A 15,800-nucleotide genomic window follows, 5' to 3' on the forward strand; every position below is an offset into this window, starting at 1 on the left:
GACGCAGTTTCTCTCGGTTACGCGCCGGACGGGCCGGACAGGACATCCTTCACGGTCTCGATGGCGCGATCGAGGCGACGGCCGACTTCGCCGGTGGTGACGTTCATGCGCGCCAGCCGGGCGCCGGCGGCGTCGAGTTCGGCGGCGAGCCGGGCGCGATCCTCCTCCAGCAGGGCGAATTCGGTATCCCGATCACCGCGGCTGCGCTCGGCTTCGAGCCGTCGGGCCACCGCGTTCTCCAGCAGGGCCAAGGCCGCATCGAGCCGGCCGATCGCTTCCTCTAGGTTGACCGTCGCCGGCTGTCTCTCGGTCTTCGCCATGCCGCCCGATCGATCCTTTTCCGCTCCGCCCCGGCTCAAGAGGTTTCAGCCAAGCATATTCGAAATTCCAGCCTGTTGGCAGCGATGCCCACGATCTTTGACAGCCCCGGTCGCCATGTTAGAGAGCCCGCGCCCGGCCCGCTCACGCCTTTCGCGAGCCGCCGTTCAAACGGAAGTCTCACCGTGCCCTTCTTTGGCTCCCCGCGCAGACCGTCCGCCGTCCGGACGCGTGCGGGTGTGGGCCGTCGCCCGGTTCATCTCAGGTTCAGCGCGGCCCCGCTTGGAGCGGTCGCGTCATCGTCGGCCGCGGAGCCTCGGCGCACCGCATCACTGGTCCCCCATCGGCGCGCTGGCGCGCCCCACATACAAGGAGTCACGCCGTGACCGTCAAGGTTGCCATCAACGGGTTCGGGCGCATCGGCCGCAACGTGCTGCGCGCCATCGTCGAGGCCGGCCGCACCGACATCGAGGTCGTGGCGATCAACGATCTCGGCCCGGTCGAGACCAATGCCCACCTCCTGCGCTACGATTCGGTCCACGGCCGCTTCCCGGCCGAGGTCGCGGTCGAGGGCGACGCCATCGTCATCAACGGCAAGCGCATCAAGGTCACGGCCGTGCGCAACCCGGCGGAACTTCCGCACCGCGATCTCGGCGTCGACATCGCGCTCGAATGCACCGGCATCTTCACCTCGAAGGACAAGGCCAAGGCTCATCTCGACGCCGGCGCCAAGCGCGTCCTCGTCTCGGCCCCCGCCGACGGGGCCGACCTCACCGTGGTCTACGGCGTCAACCACGACGGGCTGACGGCCGATCACCTCGTCGTCTCGAACGCCTCCTGCACGACGAACTGCCTCGCGCCGGTCGCCAAGGTCCTCAACGAGACCGTCGGCATCGAGCGCGGCTTCATGACCACGATCCACTCTTACACCAACGACCAGCCCTCGCTCGACCAGATGCACAAGGATCTGTACCGGGCGCGCGCCGCGGCCCTGTCGATGATCCCGACCTCGACCGGTGCGGCCAAGGCCGTCGGCCTGGTCCTGCCGGAGCTGAAGGGCAAGCTCGACGGGACCGCGATCCGCGTGCCGACCCCGAACGTCTCGGCGGTCGATCTCGTGTTCACGGCCAAGCGCGCGACCTCGGTCGAGGAGATCAACGAGGCGATCAAGGCGGCCGCCTCCGGTCCGCTCAAGGGCGTGCTGGGCGTCACCGACCGGCCGAACGTGTCGATCGACTTCAACCACGATCCGCACTCGTCCACCTTCCACCTCGATCAGACCAAGGTCATGGACGGCACCTTCGTGCGCATCCTGTCCTGGTACGACAACGAGTGGGGCTTCTCGAACCGCATGGCCGACACCGCCGTCGCCATGGCCAAGCTGATCTGATCACCTGATCACCGCCGAATGCGAGGCGGCCGGACTGATGCCGGCCGCCTCGTGAGCGTTCCGAGGGCGAACTCGCCTTCCTTCAAACACGGTGTGCACGCGATGACCGAGACCTCGCCGACCCAGTCGTCCGGGACCGACTTCATCCCGACCACCCCACCCGCTTCCGCCGCACCATCGCCCGCAGCGGCCTCCACGGTGAAGCCGACAACGGACAAGGCCGGTCTCTCCGCCGCCGCGCCGGTCAATGCTTCCGATCAGCTTGCCCGCATCGAGGACAAGACAGCCCGCATCGAGGACAAATATGCCCGCTCGGAGGCGCTGCTCTCTCGCGTCGAGGAGAAGGTGGAGAACGCCTCCTCACGCATGAACGAGGCGGCCCGTCAGGCCGATCTCGCCTCGCTGCGCGGCGAGGTGCGCGGCATGGCCGACCGCATCAACCGGCTCCCCGGGACCGGCGCCCTGGTGCTCACCGCGCTCATCACCGCCGTGCTCACCGTCGCCCTGATGGTCGCCGTGCAGCGGGCGAATCTCGACAAGCTGCTCCCCCCGAGCCTGGGCGGCTCGGCACCAACCTCCACGACCAACCCGTAAGAGCGATCCGACCGGCATGACCGATTTCCGCACCCTCGACGATGCCGGCCCGCTCCAGGGCAAGCGCGTGCTCCTGCGCGTGGATCTCAACGTTCCCATGGAAGGGGACCGCGTGACCGATGCGACCCGCATCGAGCGGGTGGTGCCGACGATCCGCGAGATCGCCGAGAAGGGCGGGAAGGTCATCCTGCTCGCGCATTTCGGCCGTCCGAAGGGCAAGCCCGACCCCAAGGACTCGCTGAAGCCGATCCTGTCGACGCTTTCGGACAAGGTCGGCAAGCCGGTGGCCTTCGGCGAGGATTGCATCGGCGACGCCGCAGCCTCGGCCGTCGGCGCTCTCAAGGACGGTGACGTGCTTCTCCTCGAAAACACCCGCTACCACGCCGGTGAGGAGAAGAACGACCCCGAGTTCACGAAGGCGCTGGCCGCCAACGGCGACATCTACGTCAACGAGGCATTCTCCGCCGCCCATCGCGCGCATGCCTCGACCGAGGGCCTCGCCCGGGTGCTGCCGGCCTATGCCGGACGCCTGATGCAGGCCGAACTCGACGCGCTGACCAAGGGATTGGAATCTCCCACCCGTCCCGTCATCGCCATCGTCGGCGGCGCCAAGGTCGCGACCAAGATCGACCTTCTGGAGAACCTCGTCGCCAAGGTCGACATGCTGGTGATCGGCGGCGGCATGGCCAACACCTTCCTGCACGCGCAGGGCAAGGATGTCGGCAAGTCGCTCTGCGAGAAGGATCTGGCCGAGACGGCCCAGCGCATCCTCGCGGCGGCCAAGGAGAAGAACTGCACCATCATCCTGCCCGCCGACGCACTGGTGGCCCGCGAGTTCAAGGCGAATGCCGAGAACGAGACGGTGACGGTCGATGCCGTTCCCTCCGATGCGATGATCCTCGATGTCGGCGCCGCCTCCATGTCGACGATCGACGGCGCGATCGACGAAGCCCGCACGCTGGTGTGGAACGGCCCCCTCGGCGCCTTCGAGCTCACCCCCTTCGACACCGGCACCGTCGCGGTCGCCCGCCATGCGGCGGCCCGCACGAAGGCCGGACAGCTCGTCAGCGTGGCCGGTGGCGGCGACACGGTGGCGGCTCTCAACCATGCGGGCGTCGGCGAGGATTTCTCCTACGTCTCGACCGCGGGCGGCGCGTTCCTCGAATGGCTTGAGGGCAAGGAGCTTCCGGGCGTCGAGGCCCTGCGCGCGAAGGGCTGACGCCCGCTCCGTTCCCCTACCCGCGCGGATTTCGGGCCCCACCCGATACCGCCCGCGAATGCCGAAATCGGTTCGTACCGATTTCGGGCGGGAAGGGTTCGGGTCGCGACGAAATCGGCGGATATGCTCAAGTTTTTGACGCCGGGGCGCAGGCTGACGGCGCGTAATTGCCTATATACGCCCTGAAGAGATTGGCCCGCGCAAGGCCGCATCGGACGAGGTTTGAACCATGGCACGCATCACCCTCCGGCAGCTTCTCGACCACGCCGCCGAGTACGGCTACGGCGTGCCCGCCTTCAACCTGAACAACATGGAACAGGGCCTCGCCATCATGGCGGCGGCCGACGCCACCGATTCACCGGTGATCCTGCAGGCGAGCCGCGGCGCCCGCGCCTATGCCAATGACGTGGTGCTGGCGAAGCTGATCGACGGTCTCGTCGAGATCTACCCGCACATCCCGGTCTGCATGCATCTCGACCACGGCAACAACGAAGCCACCTGCGCCACCGCGATCCAGTACGGCTTCACCTCGGTGATGATGGACGGCTCGCTGAAGGCCGACGGAAAGACCCCGGCCGACTACGCCTACAACGTCGACATCACCCGCAACGTCACCAAGATGGCCCACTGGGCCGGCGTCTCGGTCGAGGGTGAGCTCGGCGTGCTCGGCTCCCTGGAGAGCGGCACCGGCGAGGCCGAGGATGGGCACGGCGCCGAGGGCGAGCTGTCCCACGATCAGCTCCTGACCGACCCGGAAGAGGCGGTGAAGTTCGTCCGCGAGACCAAGGTGGATGCCCTGGCGGTGGCGATGGGCACCAGCCACGGCGCCTACAAGTTCACCCGCCAGCCCGACGGCGACGTGCTGGCCATGAACGTGATCGAGGAGATTCATCGCCGCCTGCCGACGACCCACCTGGTCATGCACGGCTCCTCCTCCGTGCCGCAGGAATTGCAGGACATCATCAACAAGTTCGGCGGCCAGATGAAGCCGACCTGGGGCGTGCCGGTGGAGGAGATCCAGCGCGGCATCAAGCACGGCGTGCGCAAGATCAACATCGACACCGACAACCGCATGGCGATGACCGGCCAGATCCGCCGCGTCCTGACGGAGACCCCGGAGGAGTTCGATCCGCGCAAGTATCTGAAGCCCGCCATGGAAGCGATGACCAAGCTGTGCAAGCAGCGCTTCGAGGAATTCAACACCGCCGGGCAGGGCAGCAAGATCCGTCCGATCTCGGTCGCCGAAATGGCCAAGCGCTACGCCAGCGGCTCGCTCGACCCGCGTATCGACGCCTGAGAGCTCTGCCTTGAGTGATCCACAACCGGCAGGCCCCAAGCCTCGCCTTGCCCTCCTGTCACCCTACGGTCTCGGTCCCGCCGAGGCCGAGGCGGCCGCGGGGGCGCTCGACGCCGCCTGCGCGGCGGGGGACGTTGCGGCGGTGATCCTCCGTCTGGCCCCCTCCGACGAGCGCAGCCTCGTGTCCCTACTCAAGCGGCTCTGTCCGCCGGCGCAGGAGCGGGGCGCGGCGGTCGTCGTCGCCGTGCCGGAATATCCCGGCGATCTCGTCTCGGTGTCGGCCCGCGGTGGGGCGGACGGCGTGCATGTCGATCGCGCCGAGGACGAGACCTTGCGCGACCTGCGCGGGCGTCTCCGGGACGGGCGCATCCTCGGGGCGGGCGGTGTGCTCGGATCGCGGGACGCCGCCATGTTGGCCGGCGAGGCCGGCGTCGATTATCTGCTGTTCGGTGGTCTGTTCGCGGATGGGGGCGCACCCGACGCGGCGGACGTGCGGGAGCGCGCCGCTTGGTGGGCTGAAATCTTCGAGACGCCCTGCATCGCTGTGGCAGCGCAGGCCGATGAGGTCGCGGCCCTCGCCGCAACGGGCGCCGAGTTCGTCGGCCTCGAAAGCGCCCTCTGGTTCGGCGATGCCGAGGGCGTGCGGACGGCGCAGGCGGCTCTCGACAAGGCTCGATGATACTTTTCAACGTTTCGGATTTTCCGAAGTCGAGGCGTCGCGGCGGCCGGGCCGGTTGGCCCTCCCTCGCCGCGCTCGCGGGTCTCCTCTTCGCGCCGGGAACGCCGTGGGCGGCTCCGAAGGCGCCTGCCACGGTGCCGCCGAGCAAGGACGTTGCACCGAAGGTGAGCGGGCAGGGCCTAAATCGCGAATTGCCCTCGCCCTACAGCGTCAAATCCGACGGCGCGCAGCCCGCCAAAGCCGATCCCAATTCCGACGCGGCCTACGGCGCCTATCAGCGCGGACGCTACGTCACCGCCTTTCGCGAGGCGACGAAGCGGATCGAAGCAAATCCGAAAGATGCCCCGGCCATGACGCTGCTGGGCGAACTCTACAATCAGGGCCTCGGGATCAAGCAGGACCCGAAACGGGCGCTGGAATGGTATCGCCTCGCCGCCGCGCAGGGCGAGGCGCACGCCATGGCCTCTCTCGGTCTGATGGCGATGGATGGGCGCGGCCAGCCCAAGGACATGAAGACCGGGTGCAGTTGGCTCGAGCAGGCGGCGCAGCGCGGCGAGCCGAGTGCCGCCTACAACCTCGCGCTGATCCAGATCGGCGATGCGAAGCCGGAGGAGCACATCAAGGCGGCGGCCAATTTCCGCAAGGCGGCGGAGGCCGAAATCCCGCCGGCGCAGCACGCACTCGGGGTGCTGTATCTGCAGGGTAAGGGTGTCCAGAAGGACACGGTGCAGGCGGCGCAGTGGTTCCGGCGTGCCGCCGACAACGGCGATCTGGCCGGCGAGGTCGAGTTCGCGATCCGGCTGTTCCTCGGCGACGGCGTGACCAAGGACGAGGCGCGGGCCGGCCGTTACTTTCTGCACGCGGCCCGGCGGGGCAATGCCATCGCCCAGAACCGGATCGCCCGGCTTTACCTAGCCGGACGGGGCATGCCGAAGAACCTCGTCGAGGCGGCGGCGTGGAACCTCGCCGCCGCAGCTCAGGGCCGGCCGGACGAAGTCCTCGACCAGGGAACCGCGGGTCTCAATCCCGAAGAGCGCAAGCGCGCCGAAGCATTGGCCGCGGAGCGCGCCAACCTCCAGCCTTGAACAAGACCGACTCCCGCCGCCGAATGGATTAGTGATCCTCGGCGGTCGCGCCGGTGTCCGAAATGTCCGTCACGGAGGCCTTGTCCACCGGCGGTTCGGCGCTGGCGACCGATTTCGTCTCGAGCAGGGGCTGGAGGCGGGCAGCGAGTTGCTTGTCGAGATGCCGGGCATAGGCGCCCTTGAAGTAGCGCTCACCGGTGCCGCGCCCGTAGAGCTGGTCATGGGCGACCGCCATGCGCTGGACTTCCGGACGGCAGAGGAAGCCGATCACCCCGGCCGCCTCGTACCAGCGACCGTCGCGGGCCAGCCGCATCGCCTTCGGGTTCGACAGCACCGTCTCGGCAAAGCAGGCCGTGGCCGCGTCTTCGAGGGGGCTCAACACGACATGGGCCGTGCCGGGCACGCGCTCGCGCTGACGGGCGGGTCGCGCCTCCGCCGCGGAGGAGGCTAGAGCGACGGCAAGACCGCAGAGCAGCACGGCTTTCATGGGGCGTCTCGAACCAGTGTCGAACACCCGCATTCTTTGCTGAACAAATCGTCAGATCTAGGGCGCTGAGCCGCACTTCATGACGCAGTGCGAGACAAAATCAGCCTGTCGCCCGGGCGCCACATGTGCCGTTCAGCCGCGGCGCACAGCATTCCAGTTGCCGCTGCAGCTGATGAGCCCGCCACCAACGGTCTGCCACGTGCCCGAGCCGCTGCCGGCGGGGGTCAATCGACCGACCACCTGGGCGGAATCCTGGCCACGGGAGATCAACCCGCGGACCGCGCCGTTCTGTGAGACGCGCCCCTGGATATTGACTTCGCCCCCACCGTAGACCGCTTCGCCGCGCTGGATCTGAACGCCGTAGCGGTAGGCCCGATCGCAGGGACCGTCGCGCGTGACCACCTCGATGCTCCAGCGCCCGTCATAGCGGTGCGGTACCTGTACCTTGCGCTGGGCGGCATCGACCGGACCAGCCACCGTCACAGCGATGACGGCGGAAAGGCAAGTCGCGAGAATCGGCAGGCGCATGGCGTCGGGTCCGGCTGTCCACATACGGCAGGATCGCCCTGCACCCGGCCGAACATTGGTTCAATGCCGGGAGAGTCAAGGCGTGTCCGACTGGCGCCCGGGTCAGCCCTTCGCCCGAATCCCCGCCTCGGTCAGGAGGGCGAGCAGATCGCATCCCGCGAACAGGAAACCATCGACCCCCGCTTCGCGCAGGCTCGCTTCATCCGCGGGCTTCCCGGCGAGGTAGAGCGTACCGCAGCCCGCCGCCTTCAGGGCTCGAGCCGCCGGGACGGCCTCGGTCTCGTAGAGCTTGTCCGATGAACAGAGACAGGCGAGCCGTGCGCCGGACGCCTTGAAGGCGTCCGTGAGAGCGGCGACATCGGAGAAGCCATCGTTGCCGAGCGCCTCGATCCCGCCCGCAGCGAAGGCGTTGGCCGCGAAGGTCGAGCGGGCATTGTGAATGGCGACCGGCCCGAGATTGGCCAGGAACACGACAGGGCGCTGGCCGCCTTGCGCCAGGATTGCGTCGGAGGCGTCGCGCAGGGCTTCGTAGGGCTCGGCGACGCGCAGGGAGGGAAGGGCACCGGCCGGTCGCGCTTCCGCCTCGCGCGGCGCCACGTCGAGCACCGCCACCGGCTTTTCGGCGAGAGAGGGGAACTCGCTGGCGCCGGTCAGCGGCTGCTTGCGGGTCGCGACCGCACGCTCGCGCGCCGTTCGCACGCCTTCTATCCGGCCGGCGAGGGCGCCGGAGGCGAGGCTCCGGGCGAGCCCGCCCTCCCGCTCGATCTCCTGGAAGGCCGCCCAGGCCTTTTCGGTCAATTCGGCGGTCAGCGCCTCGAACCCCCCAGCGCCCGCGGCCGGATCAGACACCTTGGCGAGGTTCGATTCCTCCAGGAGCACGATCTGGCTGTTGCGCACCACGCGGCGCGCGAAGGCATCGGGGAGGCCGAGTGCGAGGGTGTAGGGCAGGGCGGTGACCGAATCGGCGCCGCCGAGGCCCGCGGATGCCGAAGCCATGGCCGTGCGCAGGATGTTCACGAAGGGATCGCGGCGCGTCATCATTCGCCACGCGGTCTCGGCCAGCACCCGCAGGGGCTTCGGCTCCAGCCCGCAGGCTTCCTCGACCCGTGCCCAGAGGCGGCGGATCGCCCGGAACTTGGCGATGGTCAGGAATTCGTCGGCATCCGCCACGAGCAGCACGGAGATCGCCTCCCGCGCCCGGTCCAGATCGTGTCCGCCCGCCTCGAGCGCGCGGAGATAAGCGACGGCCGTAGCGAGCACGGCGGCCAGTTCCTGCACTTCGCTGGCGCCGGCCTCGTGGTAGGGGCGGGCATCGGCCAGAGCCACACGGCCGCGATAGGCGGAGAAATCGGTGAGCGCCTGAGAGAGCCGCGTTTCCCAGCCCTCGCTCACCCAGCCGGTCGCCGCCTGCCCGCCGAGCGGGTCGAGGCCGAGATCGATGTCGAGTTCGGCCGGATCGTCACCGCGCCGTTCGACCAGTTGCTTGAGCAGTGCCGCGACCTCGAAGCCGCGCCCGCCCGCGTCGATCCGCAGGGCGATGAGCGGCAGCATCACGCCGTTCAGCGCAGCCTCGAGCCCATCGGCATCGGTGAGGGCAAGGCCGAAGCCGCGGGCGGCGGGAGCCCCGGCCTCGACCAGAACCAGAGCGTCGGCGCCCCCCTCGAGATCCGTGAGCGCCTGGGCGGCGGCTTTTCCGGCGTCGGGATGATCGATGCGCTGCGCCAGACGCCAAGGTCCGGGGGCCCTGACCGGCTGGGCAACGGGGGCTGCCGGCTCGTAGAGCGGTTCGATGCGAAGGCCGTCCGCGGTCTTCGAGACGAGCCGCTTCTCGTAATCGCCACCCTTCAGCGCGGCATCGACCGCCTTGCGCCAACGCTCGCGGGTCGCGGGCTCGAACAACTCGGCAAGCGGACGATCTTCCATCGTAAACCCTGGCGGTACGGCGATTCCGGCTCGCTCCTTGTAAGAGCGGCGGCTCGGCCGCAAGCCTTTGCACGGGCCACGGCGGAGCGACAACCGACTTTAGTCCGGGTGGAAGCGCAGGTACCGTTCAAAATCCTGAAGCGTCAGCCAAAAATAATCAGTCCCGCGAAACCGAGCGAGCCGACGATGATGCGCCACCACGCGAACAGCCAGAAACCGTGGCGGGACACGTAGTCGAGCACGGTCCGCACCACGATCAGCGCCGAGACGAAGGCGGCCACAAACCCGATCACGATCAGGACGGCGTCGTCGGAGGACAGGTTCTTGTAGTTGTCGAGAAGGTCCTTGGCGAAGGCGCCGGCCATCGTCGGCATGGCGAGGTAGAACGAGAATTCGGTGGCCGAGCGCTTGCTCGCACCCATCAGCATTGCGCCGACGATGGTGGCGCCCGAGCGCGAGACGCCGGGGATCATCGCGAGACACTGGAAGATGCCGATCTTGAGCGCCATCGGCAGGCTGAATTCGAACACGTCGGTCTTGCGCGGCGCCTCCACAGTATCGGTATGGCTCTCGTCGGCCGGGGTCGCCTTGGGTTCGCCGACCATGTCGTCGATGACCAGCAGCACGAGGCCGCCCGCGACCAGCGTGGCGCAGATGATCCACGGGTTGAACAGGTAGGCCTTGATCAGTTTCGAGAAGAGGCCGCCGATGATCGCCGCCGGTAGGAAGGCGACCAGAACGGCTGCCACGAAGCGCCGGGCCTTCGGGTCGTTCGGAAGGCTGCGCGCGATGCCCCAGAGCTTGCCGAAATAGGCGTAGAGGATGGCCAGCACCGCACCGAGCTGGATCAGCACCTCGAAGGTGTTGTTCGGCGAGTGGAAGCCGATGAAGTGGCCGACCAACAGCTGGTGACCGGTCGAGGACACCGGAATGAACTCGGTGGCTCCCTCCACCACGGCGAGCACGAGCGCCTTCGCGATCAGGACGAGATCCATGGGTCTGCTGCTCCTCGCGCCGGCACGGCGCCCATTCCGCGCCGTGTGGGCGGGCGCGCGACACCGGGCAAGACGACGGCGGTGCGGCAGCTTTGGGGCGGCAGCGTTGACGCGCGGTTACCGAGATGCATCAAGCGTGTTAACGGGGCCGAAACGGACCGGACATAATCCTGGCTTGTCGGCCAGGGTCATGCTCGGCCGCAGCGAGTTGCCGAGCCGGCGGCTTCTTCACACGTCACGCTGAATCACGGCCTCAATGGCGACCCTTCACCACGCTCCGTTCTGTCCGAATTCGCGGTTCATCCGTCTCGCGCTCACCGAGATGGGCATGGAACCGGTGCTCGTGGAGGAGCGGGCCTGGGAGCGACGCCGGGATTTCCTCATCGTCAACCCGGCGGGCACCACGCCGGTGCTGGTCGAGCAGACCGGGCTCGCGATCCCCGGGGCGGGGGTGATCGCCGAATATCTCGACGAGACACGGGGACTCGGCCTGAACGGACGGCGACTCCTGCCCGACACCACCACCGCCCGCGTCGAGGTGCGCCGCCTCCTCGACTGGTTCCTCGTGAAGTTCAACGGGGAGGTGACCGAGTATCTCGTCACCGAGAAGATCGACAAACGCTTCATGCCGAGTTCGGAGGGTGGTGGTCCCCCGGACATGAACGCCATCCGCGCGGCGCGCACCAATGTGCGCTATCACCTCAAATATATCGGCTACCTCATCGGCCAACGCCGTTGGCTGGCGGGCGACCACCTGACCTATGCGGATCTGGCGGCGGCGGCCCATCTTTCCTGCGTGGATTATCTCGGCGACGTGCCATGGGACGAGGACGAGATGGCGAAGGACTGGTACGCGCGGGTGAAGTCCCGCCCGTCCTTCCGTCCCCTCCTCGCCGACCGGGCACCGGGAATGCCGCCATCGGCCCATTACGCGAATCTGGATTTCTGAAGCCCGAACGGACGGTCCTGACCGGTTCCGCCCTCCGTCAGGTCGTGGAGGAACGGGCCCGCAAACTCGGCTTCGATGCTGTGCGCGTCACCCGCCCCGATGCCGTCCCGCTGACCCGCGAGCGGCTGCCGGCTTGGCTGGCGGCCGAGCATCACGGCAGCATGGACTGGATGGAGGAGCGCGCCGGCCAGCGGGCCGATCCGTCCACCCTCTGGCCCGAGGTCCGCAGCGTCGTTATGCTCGGCATGAATGCCGGGCCGCAGACCGACCCGCTCGAGCTTCTGGCACGGAGGGATCGCGGCGCCATCGCGACCTACGCGCAGAGGCGCGACTACCACGATGTCATCAAGGGCAAGCTGAAGGAGCTCGGCGGCTTCCTCTCCGCGCGCTCGGGCAGGCCGGTGAAAGTCTTCTGCGACACGGCTCCGGTGATGGAGAAGCCGCTCGCCCAGGCCGCCGGTCTCGGCTGGCAGGGCAAGCACACGGTGCTGCTCTCGCGCCAGCACGGCAATTGGCTCATGCTCGGCGCGATCTTCGCGGCCGCCGATCTCCCGATCGACGCCCCCGAAAGCGACCATTGCGGCTCCTGCCGTCGCTGCCTCCAGGCTTGCCCGACCGCCGCCTTCCCGGCCCCGTATCAGCTCGATGCGCGGCGCTGCATCGCCTATCTCACCATCGAGCATGCGGGCCCGATCCCGGAGGAATTTCGCGAGAGCATCGGCAATCGCATCTTCGGCTGCGACGATTGCCTCGCGGTCTGTCCCTGGAACAAGTTCGCCGCAAAAGCGCGCGAGTCGCGCATGGCGGCCCGGTCCGATCTCGCCGCCCCTCCGCTGGCGGAGCTATCCCGGCTGGACGAGGCCAGCTTCCGGTCCTTCTTCGCCGGCACGCCGGTCAAACGGACCGGTCGCGACCGCATGCTCCGCAACGTGCTCATCGCCATCGGCAATTCGGGGGATGCCACCCTCGGCGAGGAGGCCGCGCGCTGTCTCGCCGACCCGGATCCGACCGTACGGGGCGCCGCCGTCTGGGCCTGTGGGCGTCTGTTCCCGGCCGTGCGGCTCGCGGCCCTCTACGCGGCCCATGGCCAGGACGAGGCGGATGCCCATGTGAGGGACGAATGGCGCGCCCTCTCGCTCACCCCTATTCAGGGGGCGCCCGCTTCGGAGACCTCGCCCGCATGAACCTCTTCGTCTTCGGCTTCGGCTTCTCTGCCCGCCATTTCGCCGAATCCGAGCGGTCGCGTTTCACCACCGTCCGGGGAACGGTGACCGAGGCGGATCGCGCGCGAAAGCTCGCCGCCGAAACCGGGTTCACCCTGCGGGCCTTCGGCCCGGAAACGGACGATCCCGGCATCGCCGACGACCTGGCCGATACCGACATCCTTCTCGTCTCGGCTCCGCCCGGGCCCCACGGTGACACGGCGCTTTCTCGCTACCGGGCGGCCATCGCGGCCAGTCGGATCCGGTGGATCGGCTATCTGTCGACCATCGGGGTCTACGGCGATCAGGGGGGCGCCTGGATCGACGAGAGCACAATCGCCACCCCGAAAAGTGCCCGCTCCCGCGAGCGCCTCGCGGTCGAGGAGGCGTGGTTGGCGCTCGGGGCCGAGACCGGCAAGGCGGTGCAGGTGTTCCGTCTCTCGGGCATCTACGGACCCGGTCGGAATCCCATCGTGAAGCTGCGCGAGGGCCGCACCCAGCGCATCGTCAAGCCGGGGCAGGTGTTCAACCGCATCCATGTCGCCGACATCGCCACGACGCTGGCGGCCTCGATCGATCGACCGAGGGGCGGCGCGATCTACAACGTCACCGACGACGAGCCCGCGCCGCCTCAGACGGTGATCGAGCATGCCGCGGCTCTCACCGGACTGCCGCTCCCCCCCGCCGTCGATTTCGAGACGGCGGATCTGAGCCCGATGGCACGCAGCTTCTACGGCGAGAACAAGCGCGTCCGGAATGGCCTGATCCGCGGGGAGCTGGGCGTCACGCTCGCCTATCCGACCTACCGTGAGGGTCTGGCCGGTCTGGTCTCCGATGCCGAGCGCGGCCGCTGAACCGGTAGCCGCCTGCACGCCTCGTTCTCGGCACTCCAACCGTCGTGGGACCTCCACCAGAACCCGTGCCCCTTCAACAGCCGCCTCAGATGAACTGGACGCCGAACTCGTCGCCGGTGTTCCACATGCGCTGGCAGGCGAGCGGCGCCTCACCGGTGCATTGAAGCGTGAAGCGCTCCGGCAGGCCGCCCCCCACGACCCTCAGCTTGGCGCCGGATTTCGAGCGGTTGAGCACCTCGCACTCGACGGTCCGCTCGCTGCCACCGCGCGGCGGCGTGTAACTGACATGGGCATGGGCGAGGACGCGCACTCGCACGTCGCCGCGCCTTTCTTCCAGATCGATGCTCCACGCATCGAGGTTACTGGTGAAGCTCTCGACGATCTCGGCGGTCGCCTGCATGTCGGCGTTGACCTGCCCGGTGGTCGCCCTCTGCTTCACGCTCGCCGAGGCGGTCTGGGCGATGAAGCCCTGTACGGTGTCGACGACGGAAGCGGTGGAAGCCATGGCCTGTCCGACTTCCCGTGACACCGCCTGCATTGCCGAGATTTCGCCGGTGATGCGCCCGGTCGCCGAGCGCGCCTGTTCGGCCAGGCTCTTCACCTCGGTGGCGACGACGGCGAAGCCGCGGCCCGCGGCGCCCGCGCGGGCCGCCTCGATGGTGGCATTCAGGGCCAATAGGTTGATCTGCTCGGCGATGGAGGTGATCAGATCGACGACCCCGTTCATCGCGGAGGCCGCGTCGCCGAGCCGCTCGGACAGTTGTCCGGCCTCGACCATTCGGCTCTGAATCTCGCCGACCGCTTGGTTCGAGCGGTCCATCTGCTCGGCGATCTCGGACGAGGTGCGATGCATCTCCTCGGAGGCCGCAGCGACGTCGCGCACGCGCCCGAGGGTCTGTTCCGCCATGGCGATGGCGCTGGAGCGCACCAGCATGTTCTGCGTGATGTCGAAGGCGTATTTCACGACCTTGAACGGCCGACCCGCCGCATCGAGCACCGGGTTGTAGGACGCCTGGATCCAGACCTCTTTCCCGCCCTTGCCGATCCGCTGATAGACGGCCGAGCTGAACCGACCCTCGCGCAGGCTGTCCCAGAAGCCGGCATAGGACGGGCTTCGGGCATATTCCGCGGTGACGAACAGGCTGTGATGCCGACCCCGCACCTCGTCCAAGGTGTACCCCATCGCACCGAGAAAATTCTCGTTCGCGTCGAGGATGGTGCCATCCGTATCGAACTCGACGACGGCCTGTGACCGACGCGCCGCCTCGACCTGCCCCGCCATATCGGCGGCCACGAGCTTCGCCGACGTGACGTCGCTGGCGTATTTCACGACCTTGATCGGTTTGCCGGTCGGATCGAAGATCGGGTTGTAGCTCGCTTGAATCCACACGTCGCGGCCGTCCTTGCCGCGACGCCGGAATTCGCCGGCCTGATACTCGCCGCGCGACAACGCCTGCCAGAAATCACGGTAAGCCGGCGAGCTGGCCTCGCCCGGATCGACGAACAAGCTGTGGTGGCGGCCTTCGACCTCCTCGAATTCGTAGCCGAGGGCATTGAGGAAATTCGGGTTGGCATGACGGATGGTGCCGTCCAAGTCGAAGTGGATCACCGCCTGCGACCGGTCGATGGCCGCGATCTGGCCGGCAGTTTCGGCGGCGGCGAGGCGCTCGGCGGTGACGTCGAGGGCGAACGTGACGATCTGCACCGGCTTGCCGCGGGCATCGAGCACAGGATTGTAGGAAGCGCGGATCCAGACTTCCCGCCCGTCCTTCGTGATCCGCCGATAGGCCGCCGCCTGAAACGTGCCCGCTCGCAGAGACTCCCAGAAGGCCGCGTAGGCGGGCGTCGTGACCTCCTGCGGATCGACGAAGATCCTGTGGTGACGTCCGCGCACTTCCGCGAGGCCGTAGCCCATCAGGCCGAGAAAATTGTCGTTGGCGTCGAGGATCGTTCCGTCGAGGGCGAACGTGACGACAGCCTGGGAGCGGTTGAGGGCGTCGAGCTTGGCCGTCGCTTCGGACCGGCGGAGGGCAGCAAACATCGCGCGAACCTGCATACAATCAGAACTTAACATTTGGCACGGTCGCGTAAAAAATCAGCTAATTTTGCGCGCTTTGATTCCAGGAAACGAGCATCGTCGACATCATCATCGGCCAAAGGATCTCGCGGCCGCCACAACACAAGGTTTGATATCAGACGCACCTTGAGTTGCATGGGTTTTGTCTAGGGGTGATCTTGTGTTGCGTACCCTAATATCCAACGATGATCACCCTATCGCCG

Annotated in this window: 15 protein-coding genes; 9 read left to right on the forward strand and 6 right to left on the reverse strand. The window is 67.8% G+C overall.

Annotated elements, in window-relative coordinates:
• Positions 1-17: 17 nt before the first annotated feature.
• Positions 18-320, reverse strand: a complete 303-nt coding sequence (locus MFF26_RS15910; RefSeq protein ID WP_137827263.1) for a DUF4164 domain-containing protein — start codon at positions 318-320, stop codon at positions 18-20.
• Between the two features lie 380 nt (positions 321-700).
• Between MFF26_RS15910 and gap the strand changes: the two genes are divergently transcribed.
• From gap to MFF26_RS15940, 6 genes are all read left to right on the forward strand, one after another.
• Positions 701-1,708 carry a type I glyceraldehyde-3-phosphate dehydrogenase gene (gene gap, locus MFF26_RS15915; RefSeq protein WP_137827262.1) on the forward strand — a complete coding sequence of 336 codons (1,008 nt, stop codon included), beginning with the start codon at positions 701-703 and terminating at the stop codon, positions 1,706-1,708.
• Between the two features lie 102 nt (positions 1,709-1,810).
• Positions 1,811-2,302 (forward strand): hypothetical protein, encoded by a 492-nt coding sequence (locus MFF26_RS15920; protein ID WP_137827261.1) that lies wholly within the window; start codon positions 1,811-1,813, stop codon positions 2,300-2,302.
• A 16-nt stretch (positions 2,303-2,318) separates the two neighbouring features.
• A complete protein-coding gene (locus MFF26_RS15925; protein WP_238308195.1) occupies positions 2,319-3,521 on the forward strand; it encodes a phosphoglycerate kinase in 1,203 nt (400 codons plus the stop codon).
• Between the two features lie 229 nt (positions 3,522-3,750).
• Positions 3,751-4,818, forward strand: a complete 1,068-nt coding sequence (gene fba / locus MFF26_RS15930) for a class II fructose-bisphosphate aldolase (protein WP_137827259.1) — start codon at positions 3,751-3,753, stop codon at positions 4,816-4,818.
• A gap of 10 nt (positions 4,819-4,828) precedes the next feature.
• A complete protein-coding gene (locus MFF26_RS15935; RefSeq protein WP_137827258.1) occupies positions 4,829-5,497 on the forward strand; it encodes a thiamine phosphate synthase in 669 nt (222 codons plus the stop codon).
• A complete protein-coding gene (locus tag MFF26_RS15940; protein ID WP_238308196.1) occupies positions 5,494-6,582 on the forward strand; it encodes a tetratricopeptide repeat protein in 1,089 nt (362 codons plus the stop codon). Before MFF26_RS15935 ends, MFF26_RS15940 begins: the two co-directional genes overlap by 4 nt.
• 28 nt (positions 6,583-6,610) lie before the next feature.
• Here the strand turns inward: MFF26_RS15940 and MFF26_RS15945 are convergent, their stop codons facing one another.
• The 4 genes from MFF26_RS15945 to MFF26_RS15960 all read right to left on the reverse strand — a co-directional run bounded on the left by MFF26_RS15945 (position 6,611) and on the right by MFF26_RS15960 (position 10,515).
• Entirely contained in the window at positions 6,611-7,069 is a 459-nt protein-coding gene (locus tag MFF26_RS15945; RefSeq protein WP_137827257.1) for a hypothetical protein, read from the reverse strand.
• Between the two features lie 132 nt (positions 7,070-7,201).
• A complete protein-coding gene (locus tag MFF26_RS15950) occupies positions 7,202-7,597 on the reverse strand; it encodes a hypothetical protein (RefSeq protein WP_137827256.1) in 396 nt (131 codons plus the stop codon).
• A gap of 102 nt (positions 7,598-7,699) precedes the next feature.
• The gene (locus MFF26_RS15955) at positions 7,700-9,520 is read right to left on the reverse strand and encodes a methylmalonyl-CoA mutase subunit beta (protein WP_137827255.1); all 1,821 of its coding nucleotides are present in this window, start codon (positions 9,518-9,520) and stop codon (positions 7,700-7,702) included.
• 143 nt (positions 9,521-9,663) lie between these two features.
• Positions 9,664-10,515: an undecaprenyl-diphosphate phosphatase gene (locus tag MFF26_RS15960; protein ID WP_137827254.1), complete on the reverse strand. Its 852-nt coding sequence runs from the start codon at positions 10,513-10,515 to the stop codon at positions 9,664-9,666.
• Between the two features lie 256 nt (positions 10,516-10,771).
• Here MFF26_RS15960 and MFF26_RS15965 point away from each other — a divergent pair, with 256 nt between their 5' ends.
• From MFF26_RS15965 to MFF26_RS15975, 3 genes are read left to right on the forward strand one after another with little or no spacing between them, the layout of a single operon-like run.
• Positions 10,772-11,464: a glutathione S-transferase family protein gene (locus MFF26_RS15965; RefSeq protein WP_137827253.1), complete on the forward strand. Its 693-nt coding sequence runs from the start codon at positions 10,772-10,774 to the stop codon at positions 11,462-11,464.
• 44 nt (positions 11,465-11,508) lie between these two features.
• Positions 11,509-12,648 carry a tRNA epoxyqueuosine(34) reductase QueG gene (queG, locus tag MFF26_RS15970; RefSeq protein ID WP_238308197.1) on the forward strand — a complete coding sequence of 380 codons (1,140 nt, stop codon included), beginning with the start codon at positions 11,509-11,511 and terminating at the stop codon, positions 12,646-12,648.
• On the forward strand, positions 12,645-13,520 hold the full coding sequence (locus MFF26_RS15975; RefSeq protein ID WP_137827252.1) for an SDR family oxidoreductase: 876 nt from the start codon (positions 12,645-12,647) through the stop codon (positions 13,518-13,520). Before queG ends, MFF26_RS15975 begins: the two co-directional genes overlap by 4 nt.
• Positions 13,521-13,605: 85 nt before the next feature.
• Here MFF26_RS15975 and MFF26_RS15980 read toward each other — a convergent pair whose 3' ends face one another.
• Positions 13,606-15,561, reverse strand: a complete 1,956-nt coding sequence (locus MFF26_RS15980) for a methyl-accepting chemotaxis protein (protein ID WP_137827251.1) — start codon at positions 15,559-15,561, stop codon at positions 13,606-13,608.
• Positions 15,562-15,800: the final 239 nt, after the last annotated feature.

The organism is Methylorubrum suomiense (assembly GCF_022179765.1).
Taxonomy (GTDB): Bacteria; Pseudomonadota; Alphaproteobacteria; order Rhizobiales; family Beijerinckiaceae; genus Methylobacterium; species Methylobacterium suomiense.

Excerpts from the sequence above, each read along its gene's own strand:
- MFF26_RS15910 (WP_137827263.1), bottom strand. The coding sequence starts at position 320 with ATGGCGAAGACCGAGAGACAGCCGGCGACGGTCAACCTAGAGGAAGCG.
- MFF26_RS15920 (WP_137827261.1), top strand. The coding sequence starts at position 1,811 with ATGACCGAGACCTCGCCGACCCAGTCGTCCGGGACCGACTTCATCCCG.
- MFF26_RS15925 (WP_238308195.1), top strand. The coding sequence starts at position 2,319 with ATGACCGATTTCCGCACCCTCGACGATGCCGGCCCGCTCCAGGGCAAG.
- fba (WP_137827259.1), top strand. The coding sequence starts at position 3,751 with ATGGCACGCATCACCCTCCGGCAGCTTCTCGACCACGCCGCCGAGTAC.
- MFF26_RS15940 (WP_238308196.1), top strand. The coding sequence starts at position 5,494 with ATGATACTTTTCAACGTTTCGGATTTTCCGAAGTCGAGGCGTCGCGGC.
- MFF26_RS15945 (WP_137827257.1), bottom strand. The coding sequence starts at position 7,069 with ATGAAAGCCGTGCTGCTCTGCGGTCTTGCCGTCGCTCTAGCCTCCTCC.
- MFF26_RS15950 (WP_137827256.1), bottom strand. The coding sequence starts at position 7,597 with ATGCGCCTGCCGATTCTCGCGACTTGCCTTTCCGCCGTCATCGCTGTG.
- MFF26_RS15955 (WP_137827255.1), bottom strand. The coding sequence starts at position 9,520 with ATGGAAGATCGTCCGCTTGCCGAGTTGTTCGAGCCCGCGACCCGCGAG.
- MFF26_RS15960 (WP_137827254.1), bottom strand. The coding sequence starts at position 10,515 with ATGGATCTCGTCCTGATCGCGAAGGCGCTCGTGCTCGCCGTGGTGGAG.
- MFF26_RS15965 (WP_137827253.1), top strand. The coding sequence starts at position 10,772 with ATGGCGACCCTTCACCACGCTCCGTTCTGTCCGAATTCGCGGTTCATC.
- MFF26_RS15975 (WP_137827252.1), top strand. The coding sequence starts at position 12,645 with ATGAACCTCTTCGTCTTCGGCTTCGGCTTCTCTGCCCGCCATTTCGCC.
- MFF26_RS15980 (WP_137827251.1), bottom strand. The coding sequence starts at position 15,561 with ATGTTTGCTGCCCTCCGCCGGTCCGAAGCGACGGCCAAGCTCGACGCC.